The organism is Streptomyces sp. M41 (genome assembly GCF_043673425.1).
Lineage (GTDB): Bacteria > Actinomycetota > Actinomycetes > Streptomycetales > Streptomycetaceae > Streptomyces.
The window spans coordinates 24564-45099 of sequence record NZ_JBIMKE010000026.1 but is presented as its reverse complement, the minus strand read 5'-3'; the positions used below and the strand labels follow the sequence as shown (position 1 = coordinate 45099).

General features: G+C 69.4%; 17 protein-coding genes and 1 riboswitch. Of the genes, 6 read left to right on the top strand and 11 right to left on the bottom strand.

Annotated features, from left to right (window positions below; genetic code table 11):
* Positions 1-74: 74 nt before the first annotated feature.
* The 4 genes from ACHBTE_RS27055 to ACHBTE_RS27040 all read right to left on the bottom strand — a co-directional run bounded on the left by ACHBTE_RS27055 (position 75) and on the right by ACHBTE_RS27040 (position 4789).
* A complete protein-coding gene (locus tag ACHBTE_RS27055; RefSeq protein ID WP_394726719.1) occupies positions 75-1589 on the bottom strand; it encodes a glycoside hydrolase family 3 protein in 1515 nt (504 codons plus the stop codon).
* Between the two features lie 9 nt (positions 1590-1598).
* Complete coding sequence (locus ACHBTE_RS27050; RefSeq protein WP_394726718.1) at positions 1599-2429, bottom strand: carbohydrate ABC transporter permease; 831 nt, start codon at positions 2427-2429, stop codon at positions 1599-1601.
* Entirely contained in the window at positions 2426-3412 is a 987-nt protein-coding gene (locus tag ACHBTE_RS27045; RefSeq protein WP_394726717.1) for a carbohydrate ABC transporter permease, read from the bottom strand. Before ACHBTE_RS27045 ends, ACHBTE_RS27050 begins: the two co-directional genes overlap by 4 nt.
* A gap of 102 nt (positions 3413-3514) precedes the next feature.
* Positions 3515-4789: an extracellular solute-binding protein gene (locus ACHBTE_RS27040; RefSeq protein ID WP_394726716.1), complete on the bottom strand. Its 1275-nt coding sequence runs from the start codon at positions 4787-4789 to the stop codon at positions 3515-3517.
* A gap of 321 nt (positions 4790-5110) precedes the next feature.
* On the opposite strand from ACHBTE_RS27040, the gene ACHBTE_RS27035 reads away from it, so the two are divergent.
* The 5 genes from ACHBTE_RS27035 (at position 5111) to ACHBTE_RS27015 (ending at position 11927) form a co-directional block, all read left to right on the top strand.
* A complete protein-coding gene (locus ACHBTE_RS27035) occupies positions 5111-5875 on the top strand; it encodes a GntR family transcriptional regulator (protein WP_394726715.1) in 765 nt (254 codons plus the stop codon).
* 291 nt (positions 5876-6166) lie between these two features.
* Positions 6167-6430, top strand: a complete 264-nt coding sequence (locus ACHBTE_RS27030; protein ID WP_394726714.1) for a DUF3311 domain-containing protein — start codon at positions 6167-6169, stop codon at positions 6428-6430.
* Positions 6427-8055: a monocarboxylate uptake permease MctP gene (gene mctP, locus ACHBTE_RS27025; RefSeq protein WP_394726713.1), complete on the top strand. Its 1629-nt coding sequence runs from the start codon at positions 6427-6429 to the stop codon at positions 8053-8055. Before ACHBTE_RS27030 ends, mctP begins: the two co-directional genes overlap by 4 nt.
* Positions 8056-8281: 226 nt before the next feature.
* Positions 8282-8375: riboswitch (cobalamin riboswitch) on the top strand.
* Between the two features lie 145 nt (positions 8376-8520).
* Positions 8521-10914, top strand: coding sequence for a ribonucleoside-diphosphate reductase subunit alpha (locus tag ACHBTE_RS27020; protein ID WP_394726712.1), 2394 nt, complete (start codon positions 8521-8523; stop codon positions 10912-10914).
* Positions 10914-11927 (top strand): ribonucleotide-diphosphate reductase subunit beta, encoded by a 1014-nt coding sequence (locus tag ACHBTE_RS27015; RefSeq protein ID WP_394726711.1) that lies wholly within the window; start codon positions 10914-10916, stop codon positions 11925-11927. Before ACHBTE_RS27020 ends, ACHBTE_RS27015 begins: the two co-directional genes overlap by 1 nt.
* Here the strand turns inward: ACHBTE_RS27015 and ACHBTE_RS27010 are convergent.
* Positions 11840-12103 carry a hypothetical protein gene (locus ACHBTE_RS27010; RefSeq protein WP_394726710.1) on the bottom strand — a complete coding sequence of 88 codons (264 nt, stop codon included), beginning with the start codon at positions 12101-12103 and terminating at the stop codon, positions 11840-11842. The two genes, ACHBTE_RS27015 and ACHBTE_RS27010, sit on opposite strands and share 88 nt — an antisense overlap.
* 92 nt (positions 12104-12195) lie before the next feature.
* Here ACHBTE_RS27010 and ACHBTE_RS27005 point away from each other — a divergent pair, with 92 nt between their 5' ends.
* Positions 12196-13161 (top strand): helix-turn-helix domain-containing protein, encoded by a 966-nt coding sequence (locus ACHBTE_RS27005; protein WP_394726709.1) that lies wholly within the window; start codon positions 12196-12198, stop codon positions 13159-13161.
* A gap of 44 nt (positions 13162-13205) precedes the next feature.
* Here ACHBTE_RS27005 and ACHBTE_RS27000 read toward each other — a convergent pair whose 3' ends face one another.
* From ACHBTE_RS27000 to ACHBTE_RS26975, 6 genes are all read right to left on the bottom strand, one after another.
* Positions 13206-14585, bottom strand: a complete 1380-nt coding sequence (locus ACHBTE_RS27000) for a cytochrome P450 (RefSeq protein ID WP_394726708.1) — start codon at positions 14583-14585, stop codon at positions 13206-13208.
* Positions 14582-15667 (bottom strand): epi-isozizaene synthase, encoded by a 1086-nt coding sequence (gene cyc1 / locus ACHBTE_RS26995; RefSeq protein WP_394726775.1) that lies wholly within the window; start codon positions 15665-15667, stop codon positions 14582-14584. The genes ACHBTE_RS27000 and cyc1 overlap by 4 nt, the downstream gene beginning before the upstream one ends.
* Before the next feature lie 296 nt (positions 15668-15963).
* On the bottom strand, positions 15964-16614 hold the full coding sequence (gene def / locus ACHBTE_RS26990) for a peptide deformylase (protein ID WP_394726707.1): 651 nt from the start codon (positions 16612-16614) through the stop codon (positions 15964-15966).
* A gap of 78 nt (positions 16615-16692) precedes the next feature.
* Positions 16693-17673, bottom strand: a complete 981-nt coding sequence (locus ACHBTE_RS26985) for a tetratricopeptide repeat protein (protein WP_394726706.1) — start codon at positions 17671-17673, stop codon at positions 16693-16695.
* A 129-nt stretch (positions 17674-17802) separates the two neighbouring features.
* Positions 17803-19134 carry an HD-GYP domain-containing protein gene (locus tag ACHBTE_RS26980; protein ID WP_394726705.1) on the bottom strand — a complete coding sequence of 444 codons (1332 nt, stop codon included), beginning with the start codon at positions 19132-19134 and terminating at the stop codon, positions 17803-17805.
* Complete coding sequence (locus tag ACHBTE_RS26975; RefSeq protein ID WP_394726704.1) at positions 19131-20474, bottom strand: HD-GYP domain-containing protein; 1344 nt, start codon at positions 20472-20474, stop codon at positions 19131-19133. The genes ACHBTE_RS26980 and ACHBTE_RS26975 overlap by 4 nt, the downstream gene beginning before the upstream one ends.
* Between the last annotated feature and the right edge of the window lie 62 nt (positions 20475-20536).

Below are 20536 nucleotides of genomic sequence, written 5' to 3'. Positions count from 1 at the left end.
CGAGATCGGCTCCCCGGAGAGCGTCGAAGGCGCCGGTTCCTGCGTGGGAACCGGCGCCTTCGTCGTCGTAGCCGCTACTCGCCCGCGATGATCTCCGCCGCCGCACGTCCGCACACACGGGCGGCGCCGTTCGTGGCGATGTGCAGGGCGCCGCGGGGTGGGGCCTGGGGGACGCCCATCTCGACCACGATGGTGTCCGGGCGGGACCGCAGCAGGGTGTCGAGTGCCGCTGCCATCCAGGGGTGGCGGTGTTCGTCGCGGACCACTGCCACGATCCGCCGTTTCCCCGCCGCCTGAAGCGCCTGCGCTGCCGCGTCCTGCCCGGCGAAGCTGCCCGTCTCGGTCCCGGGCAGCAGTCGGGTGAGCTCCACCGCCACGCCCCATGGCGTCTCGTCGCCGACGGCGATGTTCGCGACCGGAGTGAAGGCGGCGACAAAGGGGGCCTCGGTGAGCGGGCCGAAGCCCTCCGTGCTGTCCGTGCTGTCAGTGGTCCGCAGCGCGCGGCGGGCCGCGACGAGGCCGATGTCCGGCCGGGGCTCGGTCTCCGCCTTGGCCTCGGTGGCGGTCCAGCGGGCCAGCTCGCGCACTCGTTGCGCCGCGTCGGCCAGCCGCTCCTCGGGGAGTTCGCCGGCCCGGACCGCCTTGACGAGGGCGTCGCGCAGTCGCCGTACCGTCTCGTCGTCGGCGAGGCCGCCGCCCACGCAGATCGCGTCGGCGCCGGCCGCGATGGCAAGGACGCTGCCGCGTTCGATGCCGTAGGTCGCGGCGATGGCCTGCATCTCCATGCCGTCGGTGACGATCAGGCCGGTGTAGCCGAGTTCGCCGCGCAGGAGGTCGGTCAGGACCGGCCGGGAGAGTGTCGCCGGGCGGTCGGGGTCCAGGGCGGGGACGAGGATGTGGGCGCTCATCACCGCCCTGGTGCCGGCGGCGATCGCCGCGCGAAAGGGGCTGAGTTCGCGCTCCGCGAGTGTCGAGGTGTCCGCGTCGATGCGGGGCATGGCGTGGTGGGAGTCGACCGCCGTGTCGCCGTGGCCCGGGAAGTGCTTGGTGCAGGCCGCGACGCCCGCCGCCTGGAGGCCGGTGACATAGGCCGCGGTGTGGCGGGCGACCAGGGCGGTGTCGGCGCCGAAGGAGCGCACGCCGATCACCGGGTTGGAGGGGTTGGAGTTGACGTCCGCCGACGGAGCCCAGTTGAGGTTCACCCCGCAGGCGGCGAGGCGCCGGCCCAGCTCGAAGGCCACCTGCCGGGTCAGCTCCACGTCGTCCACCGCGCCCAGGGCGTGGTTGCCGGGGAAGCTGGAGCCGGTCCGCACCTCCAGCCTCGTCACATCACCCCCCTCCTCGTCGATCGCGACCAGCACGTCGTCCCGCTCGGCACGCAACTGCGCGGTCAGCGCGGACAGTTGCTCGGGCGAGGCGATGTTGCGGCCGAACAGGCCGACGGAGGCGAGGCCCTCGTCGAGGCGGCGCAGCAGCCAGTCGGGGGCGGTGGTGCCGGTGAAGCCGGGCTGGAGCACCGTCAGCGCGTCGCGCGCGAGGCCGTCGTTTCCCGAGTTCGATGCACTGGTGTCGCTGGCGAATGTCGTCATCGGGTGGCGTTATCCCTTCACGGCGCCGGCCGTCAGGCCGCTGACAGCCTTGCGCTGCAGGAAGACGAAGAGGATCAGGATCGGGATGGCGAAGAGGGAGGACGCCGCCATCGTCGCGCCCCAGTCGTTGCCGAAGGCGGTCTGGAAGCTGGACAGCCACAGTGGCAGGGTCTGCGCCTCCGCCTCCTTGTTCAGCACCAGTACCAGGGGGAATTCATTCCATGCGGTGATGAAGCCGAACAGCGAGGTGGACATCAGGCCCGGTGCCAGCAGCGGCAGGATGACCTTGCGGAAGGCCTGGGCGCGGGTGCAGCCGTCGACCATGGCGGCCTCCTCCAGCTCCCGGGGCACCGCGGCGACGAAGCCGCGCAGGGTCAGGATGGTGAAGGGCAGGATCATCATCATGTAGAAGACCGTCAGCGGCAGCAGGCTGTTCAGCATCGACGCGTCCCGGACGATCATGTACATCGCGATGATCATGACCTCCCAGGGGGCCATCTGGGCCATCATGAAGCCGATGACGAAGCCGCGCCGCCCCCTGAACCGCATCCGGGCCAGGGCGAAGGAGCCCGCCAGCGCGATGACCAGGGCGAAGCCGACCGCGCAGAGCGTCACGATCAGGGAGTTGGTGACGTACGTCCAGAAGTGGTCGACTCCGGTCGCCCGCTTGAAGTGCTCGAAGGTGAAGTCGGTCGGGAACCACACCGGGTTCTCCGAGATGATGTCGCCGGTCGGCTTGAAGGCCGTGGAGAACATCCAGTACACGGGGAAGACGAAGCCGATGAACAGAACGACGGCCGTGACGTTGGGCCACAGGCGGCCGAAGAGCGAGCGCTTCACAGCTCGTCCTCCTCTTGCTTGAGCACGATCCTGAGGTAGTACGCGGTCAGGCCGAGCAGGATCAGGATGGTCAGGACGGCGATCGCCGCGCCCATGCCGTAGTGCTGGTTGCCGACGCCCTCGATGTAGGCGTAGACGGGCAGGATCTCGGTGAGCCGGTCGGGGCCGCCGCCGTTGATGGTGAAGACCTGCACGAACGCCTTGAAGACCCAGATGATCTCCAGGAAGGTCGTGGCGTAGAGGAAGGGGCGCAGGAAGGGGAGTGTCACCGTGGTGAAGCTCTTCCACACGCCCGCCCCGTCCAGCGCCGCCGCCTCGTACAGCTCGTCCGGGATGGTGGTCGTGGCCGCGTAGAGGTTGATCGCGACGAACGGGATCGACATCCACACGATCAGCAGCGTGACCACGAAGAACGTCGACATCTGGCTGCTGGTCCAGCTGTAGTCGGCCATGGAGTGCCAGCCCAGCTTGTCCAGCACCCAGTTGACGACGCCGAAGCGCTGCGCGAACAGCCACTGGTAGACGGTGCTCGCGGCGACCACGGGCATCGCCCAGGCCAGCACCAGCCCGAGCAGCAGCATGACCCGCATCCGTCTGCCGAGGCGGGCGAGCAGCAGGCCGACCAGCGCGCCGAAGATCATGATCAGGGCGACGTTGACCGCCGTGAACAGGATCGAGCGCAGGGTGACGCGCCAGAAGTCCTCGCCGGTGAGGACCTGCTTGTAGTTGTCGATGCCGTTCCACTCGGTGACGTGCTGGATCAGCTGCGCCATGTTGAGGTTCTGGAACGACAGCAGGACGTCCTTGACCAGCGGCCAGCCGAGCAGCAGCACGGTGGCCGCGCAGGCCGGCAGCAGCAGGAGGTAGGGGGTGAGCGCGCCGGCGCGCGACGCGGCTCGGGGCCCCGGCCGGGCGGACCCGCTCTTGTCCCTTTTGGCCACGTCCACCGGACCGGAGGGCGGCCGTTCGGTCTGCACGGTCATGCTCGCGCTCTCTCTTCTCGACCTACGTCGTGGGCCCGCGTACGGTCGCCGGGGCGGGGGGTGTCATGCGCTTCCCCCGCCCCGGCGTGCACACCGGTGCCGTTACTGCTGCTGGGCCAGACGCTTGTTGAAGTCGTCCTCGACCTGCTTGGCGGCCTCGGCCGGCGACTTGCCGTTCAGCACGGCGGTCATGTACGTCTTGACCGGATTGGGCGCGTTCTCCACGGCGGCCCACTCCGGTATCAGCGGCGTGGTGCCACCGCCCGCGGCGGCCGGCGCGGCGGCCTCGGCGACGGCGTTGCCCTTCAGGTTGGTCTGCAGGGCCTCCTTGTTCGGGATGACGCCGTTGAGCTTGGCCAGCTGGCCCTCGTACTTGTCGCTCAGCGCGATCTTCAGGAACTCCTTGGCCAGCTCCTGCTTCTTGCTGCCCGCGGCGACCGCGAGGTTGGAGCCGCCGAGGAAGACACCCTCGGGCTTGTCGGCCGTGGCTCCCGGGATGGTGAAGTAGCCGATCTCCTTCTCGATCTTCGGGTTGGCCTTGATGGCGATGCCGGCTTCCCAGCCCATGCCGATGAACGCGCCGACATCGCCCTTGCCGAAGACCTCGCCCTGCTGCGGGGTGGCCTCGTCCTTGTCCTTGGGCGCCTTGGACAGCGACTGGAACTTCTTGTACGTCTCCATGGCCGCGGCGACCTTGGGGTCGGCGAGGTTGGAGACGTACCTGCCGTTCTCCTCCTTCACCAGCTGGACGCCCTCACCGATGGTGAGGCCCACGAAGTGGTACCAGTTCTGGCCCGGCAGGTAGATGGGCTCGGCGTCGGTCTTCTCGCCGATCTGCTTGAGGTCGGCGTAGAACTCGTCGCGGGTCTTGGGGGTGTCCTTGATGCCGGCCTCGGCCCAGACCTTCTTGTTGTAGAGGACGACGCGGTTGGCGAAGTACCAGGGGGCGGCGTACTGCTTGCCCTCGAAGATGGAGGACTCGTTGAGGGACGCGGTCCACTCGCCGCCGATCTCGTTCTTGAGGTCGGCGAGGTCGGCGAGGCCACCGGTCTTGGCGTAGGCCGGGGTCTGGGTGTTGCCGATCTCGAAGACGTCCGGCGGGTTCTCCTCGGACAGGGCGGTGGTCAGCTTCTGCTGGATGCCGTTCCACTGCTGGATCTTGAACTCGACCTTCGCCTTGGTCTTCTTCTCGAAGGCCGCGGTGACGTCCTTCTGCCACTGGTCGGGCGAGGAGCCGTCCATCACCCACACCGTGAGCGTCTCGCCCGCGTACCCGTCCGCCCCGGCCTTGTCGCCGTCGCCGCCGTCGCCCCCGCACGCCGCCAGGGAGATCATCATGCCCGCGACACCGATCGCGGATATCAGCTTGCGCTTCACGCCACCCTCCTCAGGGATGCCACAAACCCCCCTGCCTCCCCGCACGAGCGTTGGGCCGGGACCTGGACCAATGGTGTAGACCAGTACGGGGAGCTTGGACCAGACCAGAAAGGGTGTCAAGGGTGCTCGAATGGGCTCCGACCAGCCGTTATGCGACCTACATATGCAGGAACCTTTAAGTAAGAAGGCAGCGAAAACAGCGCGGCCGGAGTACTCTCGTCCGCTAGACCACTTGAGGCTGTGGACTAGACCAAAAGAGGTGGCGACGGTATACAGAGGGGATCACGATGTGATCCGCATCCGGAGCCGGGAAGGCAGGCCATGAGCACCGACGTCAGCAGTGCGGAGAACGAGAACGGCACCACCGTCCGTACCGCCCGCGTGCCCAAGTACTACCGCCTGAAGAAGCACCTCCTCGACATGACGGAGACCCAGGCGCCCGGTACCCCGGTCCCGCCCGAGCGCACGCTGGCCGCCGAGTTCGACACCTCCCGCACCACCGTGCGCCAGGCGCTCCAGGAACTGGTCGTCGAGGGCCGCCTGGAACGCATCCAGGGCAAGGGCACGTTCGTGGCCAAGCCGAAGGTCTCGCAGGCGCTGCAACTCACCTCGTACACCGAGGACATGCGCGCCCAGGGCCTCGAGCCCACCTCGCAGCTCCTCGACATCGGCTACATCACCGCCGACGACCGCCTCGCCGATCTGCTCGACATCACCGCCGGCGGCCGGGTGCTGCGCATCGAGCGGCTGCGCATGGCGAACGGCGAGCCGATGGCCATCGAGACCACCCACCTCTCGGCCAAGCGCTTCCCCGCCCTGCGCAGGTCCCTGGTCAAGTACACCTCCCTCTACACCGCGCTCGCCGAGGTCTACGACGTCCATCTCGCCGAGGCCGAGGAGACCATCGAGACCTCCCTGGCCACCCCGCGCGAGGCCGGCCTGCTCGGCACCGATGTGGGCCTTCCCATGCTGATGCTGTCCCGCCACTCGCTGGACCGGGACGGGCAGCCGGTGGAGTGGGTGCGGTCGGTCTACCGGGGCGACCGGTACAAGTTCGTCGCGCGGCTCAAGCGACCCCGGGATTAAGAGCTGTCAGGTGGTGCGGGTGGTGTAGCGCATCCGCCCTTGCTGCTCTACGTTCGTCGCCGCATGGACGGGAGGACCCCCGATGCGCACCGAGAACGCCCGGACCGTCGCCGTCCGGAGGCGTACCCGCACCAGGGTTCAGCTGCCGCTGAGGGCGCCGACGCCGGCCGGCTGTCGTGCACACCAATCCTCCACATCCGATATGCGGACAGGGTCTTCCGCTGTAGTTGCACCGTCACCTAGATTGCCCGGGCGTTTCTCAGGTGATCAGCGAGGGGACGGAGCCGTCAGATGTCAGATGCCCCAGAAGTGAACAGAGGGACGGTGACGCCCGTGCGGGTCGTCATCGCGCTCTGTCTCGGCGCGCCCTTCGTGGCGATGCTGTGGGTGGGTTCGTACGCCAAGGCCGACCCGGAGCTCGCCGGCATCCCGTTCTTCTACTGGTACCAGATGCTGTGGGTCCTTCTCTCCACGCTGCTGACGATGGTCGCCTACAAGTTGTGGCAGCGTGACCAGCGCTCCCGCGCGTCCCGGAAGGGCGGTGCGTCGAAGTGAAGGACGGCGTGAACGGCGTGGCACTCGCCGTCTTCATCTTCTTCTTCCTGCTCGTCACGGTCATGGGCTTCCTGGCCGCGCGCTGGCGCAAGGCCGAGAACGAGCACAGCCTCGACGAATGGGGCCTGGGCGGCCGGTCGTTCGGCACCTGGGTCACCTGGTTCCTGCTCGGCGGCGACCTGTACACGGCGTACACCTTCGTGGCGGTCCCCGCGGCGATCTACGCGGCCGGGGCTGCGGGCTTCTTCGCGGTGCCGTACACGATCCTGGTCTACCCCCTGATCTTCACGTTCCTGCCCCGCCTGTGGTCGGTCTCGCACAAGCACGGATATGTCACGACCTCGGACTTCGTGCGCGGGCGCTTCGGCTCCAAGGGCCTGTCGCTGGCGGTGGCGCTGACCGGCATCCTGGCGACGATGCCGTACATCGCGCTCCAGCTCGTCGGCATCCAGGCCGTGCTGGACGTGATGGGCGTCGGCGGCGGGGAGAACACGAACTGGTTCATCAAGGACCTGCCGCTGCTCATCGCCTTCGGTGTGCTGGCCGCGTACACCTACTCCTCGGGCCTGCGGGCCCCCGCCCTGATCGCGTTCGTGAAGGACACGCTGATCTACATCGTCATCGCGGTGGCGATCATCTACATCCCTATCAAGCTCGGCGGCTTCGACGAGATCTTCGCCAAGGCGGGCGAGGCGTACAGCCAGACGAACCCGGCCACGGGCGCGCCCCGCGGCGCGCTGGTCCCGGCCGAGGCGGGCCAGTGGACGTACGCCACACTGGCGCTGGGCTCCGCGCTCGCGCTGTTCATGTACCCGCACTCCATCACCGCGACGCTGTCCTCCCGCAGCCGTGAGGTGATCCGCCGCAACACCACGATCCTGCCGCTGTACTCCCTGATGCTGGGCCTGCTGGCGCTGCTCGGTTTCATGGCGATCGCGGCCGGCATCAAGGTGCAGAACGGCCAGCTGGCGATCCCGCAGCTGTTCGAGACGATGTTCCCGGACTGGTTCGCGGGCGTGGCCTTCGCGGCGATCGGCATCGGCGCCCTGGTGCCGGCGGCCATCATGTCGATCGCGGCGGCGAATCTCTTCACCCGCAACATCTACAAGGACTTCATCAAGCCGGACGCGACACCCGCGCAGGAGACCAAGGTCTCCAAGCTGGTCTCCCTGCTGGTGAAGGTGGGCGCGCTGGCCTTCGTGCTCACCATGGACAAGACGGTCGCCATCAACTTCCAGCTCCTGGGCGGCATCTGGATCCTCCAGACCTTCCCGGCCCTGGTCGGCGGCCTGTTCACCCGCTGGTTCCATCGCTGGGCCCTGCTGGCCGGCTGGGCGGTCGGCATGATCTACGGCACGGTCGCCGCGTACGGTGTCGCCTCGCCGACGCAGAAGCACTTCGGCGGCTCGGCCAAGGAGATCCCCGGCATCGGTGAGATCGGCTACATCGGTCTGACGGCGTTCGTGCTCAACGTCGTCGTCACGGTGGTCCTGACGTTCGTCCTGAAGGCCGCCAAGGCTCCGGAGGGCATCGACGAGACGAAGCCCGAGGACTACACGGCGGACGCGGGCGACCCCGGCGTCCAGGTGGAGCTGCCGCCCGCCACGGCGGGAAGCTCGCACTAGGGCCTGTCGTTCGGATCGGCCGGCTCCGAAGGGCGCCGGCCCCCACCCACAGCGGGCCGCCGAGGGCACGACCCTCGGCGGCCCGCTGTCGTGCGCTCGGGTGCCCCGGGCCCGGCATCACTCTCCTCGCCCATGAGTTGACGCTCTGAAACCAGCGAGACACTACATCTGGGGGTGACACGACAGCCCGGCACAAGATGTATGCTCATGCTCGCTGTCGCCGCAGGGGAATCCGGTGCGAATCCGGAACTGTCCCGCAACGGTGTACTTGTGCATGTCTGTTCCCAACAGCGTCCCGCACAGGAGTCAGTCCGAGGACCTGCCGACAGCGCGCCCGGCCACCCGGTCGGTGCGCCCTGACGTCCGGGCCTCGTGGAATGGGCCGGTGGACGCGACGCCCCGTGCGCTCGTGTGCTGCCCCCTGCCCTCCGCAAGGCCCCCGTGCCGAGCGAGGGAGAGCCCCACGTGACCATCGCGCCAGCCGAACCGGCTTCAGCAGCGGTCGAGCAGGAGAACGACGGTCCCGGTGCCGCGCTGCTGCGGACCCTGACCGAGCTGACCGCCGACCTCCCCGACGCCGACCCCGGCCGGGTCGCCGCCGCCGCGCTGCGCGGCCGGTCCGCCCGGGCCGACGAGTCGGAGCTGCGCGAGCTGGCCACCGAGGCGGCGGCCGGACTGATCTCCGAGGACCCCGCCTACAGCAGGCTCGCCGCCCGTCTGCTGACCATCGGCATCGCCGCCGAGGCCGCCTCGCAGGGCGTCACCTCCTTCACGGAATCGGTCACGGTCGGACACCGCGAGGGCCTCATCGCCGACCGCACCGCACAGTTCGTGACGATGCACGCCGCCCGCCTCGACGCGCTCATCGACCCCGCCGCCGACGACCGCTTCGGCTACTTCGGCCTGCGCACCCTGCACAGCCGGTATCTGCTCCGGCACCCCATCACCCGCAAGGTCGTCGAGACGCCCCAGCACTTCATGCTGCGCGTCGCCGCGGGCTTGGCGGAGGACGACACCCTCCGGTCGGTGGACGAAGTCGCCGCGCTCTACGGGCTCATGAGCCGCCTCGACTACCTGCCCTCCTCCCCCACCCTCTTCAACTCCGGCACCCGGCACCCCCAGATGTCGTCCTGCTACCTCCTGGACTCCCCCAAGGACGAGCTGGACTCCATCTACGACCGCTACCACCAGGTCGCCCGCCTCTCCAAGCACGCCGGCGGCATCGGACTCTCGTACTCCCGCATCCGCTCCCGGGGTTCGCTGATCCGCGGCACCAACGGGCACTCCAACGGCATCGTCCCGTTCCTGAAGACCCTCGACGCCTCGGTGGCCGCCGTGAACCAGGGCGGCCGGCGCAAGGGTGCCGCCGCGGTGTACCTGGAGACCTGGCACTCCGACATCGAGGAGTTCCTGGAGCTGCGCGACAACACCGGTGAGGACGCCCGCCGTACGCACAACCTGAACCTCGCGCACTGGATCCCGGACGAGTTCATGCGCCGGGTCAACGCGGACGCGCAGTGGAGCCTGTTCTCCCCCGCCGACGTGCCCGAGCTGGTCGACCTGTGGGGCGAGGAGTTCGAGGCGGCCTACCGCAAGGCCGAGGAGCAGGGCCTCGCGCGCAAGACCCTCCCGGCCCGTGACCTGTACGGCCGGATGATGCGCACCCTCGCGCAGACCGGCAACGGCTGGATGACCTACAAGGACGCCGCCAACCGCACCGCCAACCAGACGGCCCTGCCCGGCCATGTCGTGCACTCCTCCAACCTCTGCACGGAGATCCTGGAGGTCACCGACGACGGGGAGACGGCGGTCTGCAACCTGGGTTCGGTCAACCTCGGTGCCTTCGTGAACACCGGGGCCGACGGGGTCGACGGGGACATCGACTGGGAGCGCCTGGACGAGACCGTCCGCACGGCCGTCACCTTCCTCGACCGGGTCGTCGACATCAACTTCTACCCGACCGAGCAGGCGGGCCGGTCCAACGCCAAGTGGCGCCCGGTGGGCCTGGGCGCGATGGGCCTCCAGGACGTCTTCTTCAAGCTGCGGCTGCCCTTCGACTCTCCCGAGGCACGCGCCCTGTCCACGCGCATCGCCGAGCGCATCATGCTCGCCGCGTACGAGGCGTCCGCCGACCTCGCCGAGCGCAGCGGCCCGCTGCCGGCCTGGGAGAAGACCCGCACGGCGCAGGGTGTGCTGCATCCCGACCACTACGGCGTCGAGCTCACCTGGCCCGAGCGCTGGGACGCCCTGCGCAGCCGTATCGCCACCACCGGACTGCGCAACTCCCTGCTGCTGGCCATCGCCCCCACTGCCACCATCGCGTCCATCGCCGGCGTCTACGAGTGCATCGAGCCGCAGGTCTCCAACCTGTTCAAGCGCGAGACGCTGTCGGGCGAGTTCCTCCAGGTCAACTCCTACCTGGTCGACGAGCTGAAGGCCCTGGGTGTCTGGGACGCCCGCACTCGTGAGGCGCTGCGCGAGGCCAACGGCTCGGTACAGGACTTCGCCTGGATCCCGGCCGACGTACGGGCGCTGTACCGCACGGCGTGGGAGATCCCGCAGCGGGGTCTGATCGACATGGCGGCGGCGCGGACCCCGTTCCTGGACCAGTCGCAATCCCTGAACCTGTTCCTGGAGACGCCGACCATCGGCAAGCTCTCCTCGATGTACGCCTACGCCTGGAAGTCCGGCCTGAAGACGACGTACTACCTGCGCTCGCGCCCGGCGACCCGTATCGCCCGCGCCGCCCAGGGCCAGGCCGCCCAGCCCGAGAAGACCATCCCCGTCCAGCAGATCGCCGAGCCCGACGCCGTCGCCTGCTCCCTGGAAAACCCCGAGTCCTGCGAGGCCTGCCAGTAATGAGTACCCGTAACGCCAATCTCCTCGACCCGGGCTTCGAACTGACCCTGCGCCCCATGCGCTACCCGGACTTCTACGAGCGCTACCGGGACGCGATCAAGAACACCTGGACCGTGGAGGAGGTCGACCTCCACTCGGACGTCGCCGACCTCGCGAAGCTGTCCGAGGGCGAGCAGCACATGATCGGCCGGCTTGTCGCGTTCTTCGCGACGGGAGACTCGATCGTCGCGAACAACCTGGTGCTGACGCTGTACAAGCACATCAACTCCCCGGAGGCGCGCCTGTACCTGTCGCGCCAGCTCTTCGAGGAGGCCGTGCACGTCCAGTTCTATCTGACGCTGCTGGACACCTACCTCCCCGACCCGGAGGACCGGGCGGCGGCCTTCGACGCGGTCGAGAACATCCCGTCCATCCGCGAGAAGGCCGAGTTCTGCTTCAAGTGGATCAACGAGGTCGAGAAGCTGGAGAGCCTGCAGACCCAGGCCGACCGGCGCCGCTTCCTGCTGAACCTGATCTGCTTCGCGGCGTGCATCGAGGGCCTGTTCTTCTACGGCGCCTTCGCCTACGTCTACTGGTTCCGCAGCCGGGGCCTGCTGCACGGCCTCGCGACCGGCACCAACTGGGTGTTCCGCGACGAGACGATGCACATGTCCTTCGCCTTCGACGTGGTCGACACCGTCCGCAAGGAGGAGCCGGAGCTGTTCGACGACCAGCTCGAGCAGCAAGTCACCGACATGCTGAGGGAGGCCGTCGAGGCCGAGCTGCAGTTCGCGCGCGACCTGTGCGGTGACGGCCTCCCGGGCATGAACACCGACTCGATGCGGCAGTACCTGGAGTGTGTCGCCGATCAGCGTCTGACGCGGCTCGGCTTCGCTCCGGTGTACGGCTCCGAGAACCCCTTCTCCTTCATGGAGCTGCAGGGGGTTCAGGAGCTCACCAACTTCTTCGAGCGGCGTCCGTCGGCGTACCAGGTGGCGGTGGAGGGCACCGTCGACCTGGACGAGGACTTCTGAGTCTGCTGGGCCGAGGCGGCGTCCTCCGCCGCCTTGCGGGCCTCCTGGGCCTCCCTGATCTGACGGTCGATGCGCCGGTCGTGCACGATCCCGATCACTGACGGGAGGACCAGGAGGACGAACATGCCGGCGACGACGAGCATGGCGAGCAGTGTCTGTGTCTGTTCCGTATTCATGACACCACTGTCGCGCCGGACACTCCTTACGAACAGTGGCAGGACTGCCGTGGACCCTCGATTTACTGCCACTTCCGAGGCATACTGGCAGCATGCTGAAGAACGTGGCGGCCGTCCTGCTCGACGGCGTGCACCCCTTTGAACTGGGCGTCGTCTGCGAGGTGTTCGGCATCGACCGCAGCGACGAGGGACTGCCCACCTACGATTTCTCGGTCGTCTCGGCCGAGGGACCGACGCTGAGCACCCATGTCGGCGGGCTCACCGTCTCCACACCGTACGGCCTGGAGCGGCTGGCGGAGGCCGACCTGATCACCCTGCCGGCCGGCCGTGACTATGTCGTCCGGGACTACCCGGCCGAGCTGCTGGACGCCCTGGTCAGGGCCGTCGACCGGGGTGCGCGGGTGCTCAGCGTGTGCTCCGGCGTCTTCGTCCTGGGGGCGGCCGGACTGCTCGACGGGCGGCGGTGCAGTGTGCACTGGCGGCAGGCCGGCGAACTGGCGCTGCGCAACCCGAAGGCGATCATCGAGCCGGACGTCCTGTACGTCGACGAAGGCCCGGTGATCACGTCGGCCGGCACCGCCGCCGGCATCGACGCCTGTCTGCACATCGTGCGCCAGGAGCAGGGGCCCGAGGTCGCCAACAAGATCGCCCGGCGGATGGTCGTCCCGCCGCATCGGGACGGCGGGCAGGCCCAGTACATCGAGCGCCCGCTGCCCCGCTCCCAGTGCGACACGGTCGGCGAGGTACTGGCGTGGATGGAGCGGCACCTCGACGAGGAGGTCACCGTCGAGCAGCTCGCCGAGCGCGCGCACATGTCCCCGCGCACCTTCGCCCGCCGCTTCCAGCAGGAGACCGGCACCACTCCCTACCGCTGGCTGCTGCGTCAAAGGGTGCTGCTGGCCCAGGAGTTGCTGGAAGCCACCGACGAGACGGTGGACGCGATCGCCGGCCGCACGGGGTTCGGTACGGCGGCGGCGCTGCGCCACCAGTTCATGCGGGCCCTCGGGACCACCCCGAACGCCTACCGCAGGACCTTCCAGGGGCCGACCGCCGCCTGAGCCGCCCCTGGACCACGCGTCCCCTCCGCTCCAGCCCCTCCGCTCTAGCCCCTCGGCAACGTCCTCAGCAGCAGTTTGTTCGGGTGGAGGGTGATGCCCACCCGGGTCGCGTCCTTGGAGCCGGGCACCTGCTCGAAGCGGTACGCGCCGGCGAGCGCCGCCGTGATCAGCGTCAGCATCGCCATCGAGAAGTGGTCGCTCGGGCACTTGCGGTTACCGACGCCGAACGGACTCATGGCGTACTTCGGCACCTCCTTGGCGCGCTCCGGAAGCCAGCGGTCGGGCTCGAAGCGGAGGTTGTCCCTGTACGACTTCGGGTCGCGCTGGATGGCGTACGGGCTGTAGACGATGTCGGCCCCGGCTGGAATGCGATAGCCACCGAGTGATGTATCGGAGACCGCCCGCCGGGTCAGAATCCAGATGGCGGGGCGCAAACGCATTGCCTCCACGACGACATTGTTGGTGTGCCGGAGCCTGCGGGCGTCCTCGAATGCCACGGGCCGGCCGCCGGTGACGGATTCGACCTCCGCGCGTACCCTCTCGGCGTGTTCCGGGTGTTCTGCGAGCACATGGAGCAGCCACATGATCGTGGAGCCCACGGTTTCGGCGCCCGCAGTGAGTATCGCGACGACCTGATCGTGGATCTCCTGCTCCCCAATGGGGTCGCCATTTTCGTCCTTCGCCTCCAGCAATGCCGTCAGCAAATCGTTCGGCTTTTGACCGGATGCCCGGCGTTCGGTCACGATCTCGTCGACCAGGAGATGGAAATCGGCCAAGGCGCGATTGAATGCGCGGTTGGCCGGAACCGGCAGTTTGTAAAGCGGCCCGAGCGGGATCACCATCCGCCGGTACATGCCCCTGAAGAGGGTGTCCAGCGCGGCGGCCAGCCGCTCGGCCCGCGCGTCCATGTACGCGCCCCGCAGCAGACAGCGGGCGGCCACGCGCACGGCGATCCGGAAGGACTCGAAGGTGCAGTCGATGATCTCGCCGGGCTGCCAGCGCACCGTGACCGCGTGCGCCTCCTCCTCCATGATCGGCCCGTACCCGGGGATCGCGTCGAGCCGGAAGGCGGGCTGCATGGTGCGCCGCTGACGGCGATGCCGAGGGCCGTTCGCCGTGGCCACACCCTCCTTGCCGAGCAGACCTTCCAGGGACTCCCACAGCGGCCCGGCGATCTCGAAGTCGGTGCTCAGTGCCAGTGCGCCGGTGAGCTCCGGCGTGGTGACGGCGTACACCGTCTTCGGGCCGAGCTTCAGCCGAACCACGTCTCCGTGGTCCCGGAGCCGGGACATGAAGGCGAGTGGGTCGCGGACCATCTTCCAGCCGTGGCCGAGAAGGGGGACTCCGCCGCCCGCAAGGGGCGGTTCACGCAGGTCCGAAGCCGCTCGGGGCTGGGCTTCGGGGTGCACGGACTCGACGGTCATTTCTCACCTGCCGCTTCGTTGTGGACGTACGGGGGCGTGGACCGGTCGTCCCAGCTGTCGACCTTGTACCGGCCGGACTCGTGGTGGAACCAGTAGACCGAGCTGAACCAGTTGCGCATATTGCCGACGCAGGTCCGCACGGCGACGCCGAGTTCTTTTCCGCGCACCGTGCCGTCGGCCAGCGAGTCGGCGAATTCCAGAGCGTCCCGCTCGGCGTCGAGGAAGTCGGATATACAGGTCTCGACGCGCCGCCTGATTTCCGTCACCGCTTCTTCCAGAGTCAGCCCGTCGTGAGTGACAAGACTGATTCCGAGATTATGGACCTCATCCCCCGCGATTTCCTTCGGGAGCGAGCAGAGATCGTTGTACCAGGCTGCGAAATCCTGGCTCAGTAAAGCCGCCCGCCGGTATGCCGGGTGTTTTCGTACCGCGTCCGGCAGTTCTAGTTGTGCGCTCGGCTCCAGCAGATCGGTCCAGATCCGGTGTGCGAAGGTGAGCCGGCGCAGTGCGAGGTATTCCTCCACGGTGGGGACATGTCCGGCGGTCCGGTTTCCGAATTCCCGGTCGTACGCCTCGATCACCGCGTGGAAGTGGCGTGCGAACCGGGTGTTCCAGCTGTGGGGCAGGAACGAGTACAGCCGCACCATGCTGTCGGCGAAGCCCGCGACCAGCGGGTCGCCGTGGCGCAGATGGTCCTCGGGGGAGTCGAGGGCCGCGTGCAGGCGGACTCGCAGCCGCCGCCAGTCGGCCGGGCGATGGTGCACGATGTCACGGTCGTGCCGGTCGTCCCAGACGAAGAACCACGCGCTGTAGTCCGCTATCGCCTGGAGGACGTCCTCGGGGGCGCTGGTGTAGTACCCCGCCATGAGGTCGGTGTAGCAAAGGCCGTCGGCATATTCTTCGACCTTGTCGGCCGGCATCAGCCGCTTTTCGAGGAGCCAGGTGCGGGTCTTCTCCTGGAGCCTGGGCCAATACGGGTGGAGTTGCCTGGGAAACGCTTCTTCGATCACCGGGAGAGAGAGCGTCGGTGGTACCGGTACCGCCGTCGGTGTCGATGTGGTGCTGCGTGAGAAAGCGTGCACGAACAAACCCCTCTCAGCCCGCCAGTTGTACACGCCCCGCCCGCTGTGCCGGGCGTGCGCCGTTGCGTATCCCCGCACTTACATTCAGCACCACAACTGACCGTTCTGGGAACGAGTTTGCTTCATTCACTACCCCACGAGATCAGTATCTACAGGTATGGGATCGAACGTACGACGGACATACGAACGGCGCCCGTTCAGGGTGGGGGTCCTGAACGGGCGCCGTACGAAGGGCACTTGAGGGGTTCGCCGAGGGGCTTCGAGCCGGGGCTTCGAGCCGGCGCGGCCCGCGTGCCTCAGTCGTTGGCGACCACGGGGTAGCGAGGCTCGTTCTCGGCCATCTGCCGCAGCGCGTCCTTGCGCTCCCGCTTGGAGAGACGGTCGATGTAGAGGTAGCCGTACAGATGGTCCGTCTCGTGCTGCAAACACCGGGCGAAGTAGCCGGTGCCGCGCACCTTGATCGGGTTGCCCTTCTCGTCCTGCCCGCTCACCTCGGCGTAGTCCGGGCGGGCCAGCGGCGCGTACGCCGTCGGCACCGACAGGCAGCCCTCGTTGCTGTCGTCCAGCCGGCGCTGGTCCGCGGGCAGCTCGACAAGGGTCGGGTTGCAGACGACACCGACGTGCCGCTTGCCCTCGTCGTCCATGCAGTCGTAGACGAAGACCTTCAGGTCGACGCCGATCTGGTTGGCGGCCAGGCCCACGCCCTCGGCGGTGCGCTGCGAGGCGAACATGTCCGCCACCAGCTGGTCCAGCTCGGCCCCGAACTCGGTGACGTCCTTGCACTCCTTGTGCAGCACCGGGTTCCCGACGACGGTGATCGGCCGCGAGGTGCCGCGCTCACGCCAGGCGTTCTCGCGCTCCTCCGTGTCCTCGGTGTCGACGACGAAGCCCTCGTCGTCCACGGGGAGCACGCCCGCGTGCTGCTGCTCGGTGTCCTGCTGCGCCATGACCGACGTATGCCTTCCTGCAAGCATGAGAAATTCTGCGGAGTACAGCCTAAAGGGGAACCGTCGGGCAGAAACCGCTCAGCAGACCTCTTCGAGGTCCCGCCAGTCCCGCGAGTCCGGGCTGTCGGCGACCCATCCGTCCAGCAACCCCCGGACCAGGGCGGCCGGCGCGGCCACCCCGCACTCCCGCTCCGGCACCCAGAGCTGCCCGTCCGTGCGGTGGCCCAGCGGCCCGGGGTGACCGGGTTCACTGTGGTCGTGCGGGTCCAGGTGCTCGCCGTCGCCCTCGTCGGACGGCATCCGCGACTCCGAGCACATCCGGCACAGCAGCCGCACGGACGACGACCAGTCCTCCGCGGCGAAGCCCGCGTCCGCGGCCAGCTGCTCCAGCGCGTCCCGGTCGGCCTCGGTGGCGGCCTCCAGGAGGACCACCCAGGTGGGCACCGGTGAGGGAGCCCACAGCTCGATCTCGTCGAAGACCGGATAGGCGTGCCCGGACGACGTGGTCCGCTCCCCGTGCGGCACCCCGTCGTGCAGCACGACCTCGCCCCAGCGCCGCCCGGAGGACGGCAGTGGGATCGACAGCACCTCGATCCGGGCGGGGTCCAGCCGGCGCCCCCACACCACCTCGGCCTCCCCCTCCGGGGAGAGCCGTACGGCCGCGCTGCCCAGGTCCATCCCGACCGGCTCACCGGACTCGGTGGCCCCGCCGGGCATCCGCAGTCCGTACGCCTGCCAGGCACGCCGGGCCAGCGGCCAGTCCTGGAGTGCGGTCGCCGCGATGCCGACGTTCCACCAGTCGGGCGCCCCGGTCTCCCGGTCCAGCAGCGCCACGGCCCGCAGTCCGGCCGCCCGGGCCTGTTCCCAGTCGTGCCGGAACTTGTGGAGCAGCGCGAGGTTGAACCAGGACTCCGACAGCCAGGGCTCCAGATCGGCGGCCCTTGTCAGCAGCGCGCCCGCGTCCTCGTACCGGCCGTCGCCGATGAGCGTGAACGCCCGGTCGGTGGCCTGCCGCCAGGAGGCGGAGGGCCGGTGCCGTCCCTTGCCGAAGATCCTCACGATTCCCGCCTGCCAGTTCCGTGGAGTGGGCTGGCTAGTGCTCGCCCCCGGACACACTCTCATTCGCATCCAACCACGTACGGCTGGAAGGGCGCTCATTACCCATGGGTTACCCAGCCACAGGGGGTGTCAGACAGTCTCGTGCCCGTCACCCGCCACCCCCTTGCCCGAGGCTCCCCCGGAGCCGAGCGCCTGGGGAGACCCCCAGCGCGCCGGAGTCTTGTACCCCACCCCCTGGACGCGAAGCACCCGTGCGAGCGACCCCACCACCTCCGGCGCGTAGTCCCCGGCGGTGCCCAGTCGCAGCTCCTCCAGCGCCTTCAGCGGCCCGTCGGGCCCCGCGTCGCGCGCCTTCTCCTCATAGGCGTTCACCGCCCGCACGATGCGCGCGGCCACCGGCTGCTCCGGACAGGGATCCGCCAGCCGCTCCACGACCGTCGCCACCTGCGGATTCACCCCCGTCTGCCGTACGACCGCGCCGCCCAGCAGCGCGATCCGCCGCTGTTCCTCGACGGGCAGCACCGCGGTGGCCCCGGCGGGCACCGGGTCGACCAGGCTGAGCTGCCCGATGTCGTGCATCAGGGCCGCGTACTCCAGCACGGTGAGTTCGGCCCCGGAAAGGCCGAGATCGCGCCCGACCTCCCGGCTGAGCGCGGCGACCCGCCGGGCGTGTCCCGTGGGCGTGTACCCGGCGATCTCGGTGGCCCGGGCGAGGGAGGCGATGGTCTGCCGGTAGGTGGCCCGTACGGCCGCGTACCGGCGCAGCGACATCTGGGTGAGCAGCAGCGGGAGCGAGAAGACGGGCAGCGCCCACAGCCCGACCACCGCGACGGCGAGCGCCATCACCGCGCCGGTCGCACAGACGGCCGATCCGATCCCGAGAGTGGCCCGCAGTTCGTCCCGCAGCAGCGGCCCGAACGGCCACCGGGTGCGCGCGTGCGCGAGCGCCGCGGCGAGCAGGGCGTCGCACAGCGCGGTGAGCGTGAGGATCGCCAGCAGGAGCAGGGCGTAGGCGGTGCCCCAGCCGTGGAACGTGCCCTGGTTGTACAGCGGCTGGAAGCAGACGGCGGCGAAGCCGACGGTGAGCGTGCGCCGGGCGAGGTGGTCGAGCACGGGCCGTCCACGCGCGATGTGCGGCACGCCGCCGAGGAGCGAGGCGGCGAGGACGACGGTCAGGACCTGGAAGACGCCGTGGTGCGTCGGCACTCCGCCGTCCTCCCCCAGCAGGGCGTACGCCAGGGCTCCGGCGGCGCCGAGGGGGGCGGCCTCCCTGCGCTCCCTGCCGGTCCACCGGGTGAGCTCGCCGGCGGTGACGAGGACGCCGAAGGCGAGGGCGACGCCGCGTTCGTCGAGGCCGTGCCCGAGGGTGTCGAGGAGGGACACGGCGGCGAGGAGGGCGGCGGCGGTGTGGACGAGAGTGAGCAGGACGCGCGGTCGGGCGGCGGCGCCCGGCGTGTTCATCGGTGCGCTCCCGGGGCGCTGGTGGCCGGGGGGCGGGCAGGGGGCGTACTCGCTTCGTCGGCAGTGACCGCGGGATGCCATCCGTGGCGGTGCACGGCCGCGACGAGGGCCGCGACCATCCGGGGGTCGAACTGCGAGCCCGCGCACCGCTCCAGCTCACGCAGGGCGACGGGCACCGGCCGGGCCCGTGAGTAGGAGCGGGTCGACGTCATCGCGTCGAAGGCGTCCGCGACCGCCACCACCCTCGCCGACTCCGGGATCTGGCCGCCTCGGAGCCCGTAGGGGTATCCGCTGCCGTCCAGCCGCTCATGGTGGTGCAGCACCGCGGCCCGGGCCTCGCCGAGGAAGGAGATCCCCCGGACCATCTCGTGCCCGTACTCGGGATGCAGCTCGATCACCCGCCGCTCCTCGGGGGTGAGCGGCCCGTCCTTGCGCAGCAGCCGCGTGGGCACCCCCAGTTTTCCCACGTCGTGCAGGATCCCGGCGAAGCGCACCACCTCGACGCGCTCGTCGGCCATGCCCAGCTCACGCGCGATCAGCATCGAGGCCTGCCCGACCCGCTCGCTGTGGCCGCGGGTGTAGCCGTCCTTGATGTCCACGGCCTGGACGAGCGCCCGGATGGTCGCCTGATGGGCCGCGCGCTCCTGGTGGTACTGGGCGAACACCCACCAGGACACGCACATCGGCAGCAGCACGAGGAGCGCGGCGACCGGGCCGTAGGGGCTGCGCCACAGCACGGCCATCATCAGCCCGGCCAGCCCGTGCACGGCGATGGGCGCGAGGGAGCGCAGGAACAGTCCCCGCCAGACGCGCCGCCGCCCCGGCAGCCTCCCCCACTGCCGCAAGGGCGTGGGCGGTGCCCCCATGGCGAGCACCAGGATGCCGCCCTCCAGCGCGGTCAGCACCAGACAGAACGTCAGCACCGCGGCGCCGGCGGGCACCAGGGCGTAGGGGAAGTCGGACGCCACGACGGCGTCCCGGCCGCCGAGCGCTCCATGCACCTTCGCGGTGGCCGCCACGGCGAGGGTGAGCTGGGCGGCCCGCCACACCCGTCGCAGCCGGCGCGGCGGCCCGTCGAGAGGGGCGGTCAGCGCCCCCGGCACCGCCACCAGCGCGGCGGCCGACGGGGGCAGCAGAAAGGCCCCGGCGAGGAGGACGGGATAGAAGGGGCCCGAGATCCGGCCGCGGGCCGAGATCTGCTCGCCGGCGGCGTACAGCACGGCGAGCAGGGCGACCGCCCACAGGGATGTGCCCGTCGTGGGCGGCGGAAGCAGGCATCCGAGAGCGGCAGGCACCGCGCAGGCGACGTACACACGCGCCCGGGCCGGTGTCGCGTCCATCTTCGTCGCCCCTCCTCGGCATGACCTGCTCAGCTCAACGCGGAGCCTAGGTCGGAAAGAGG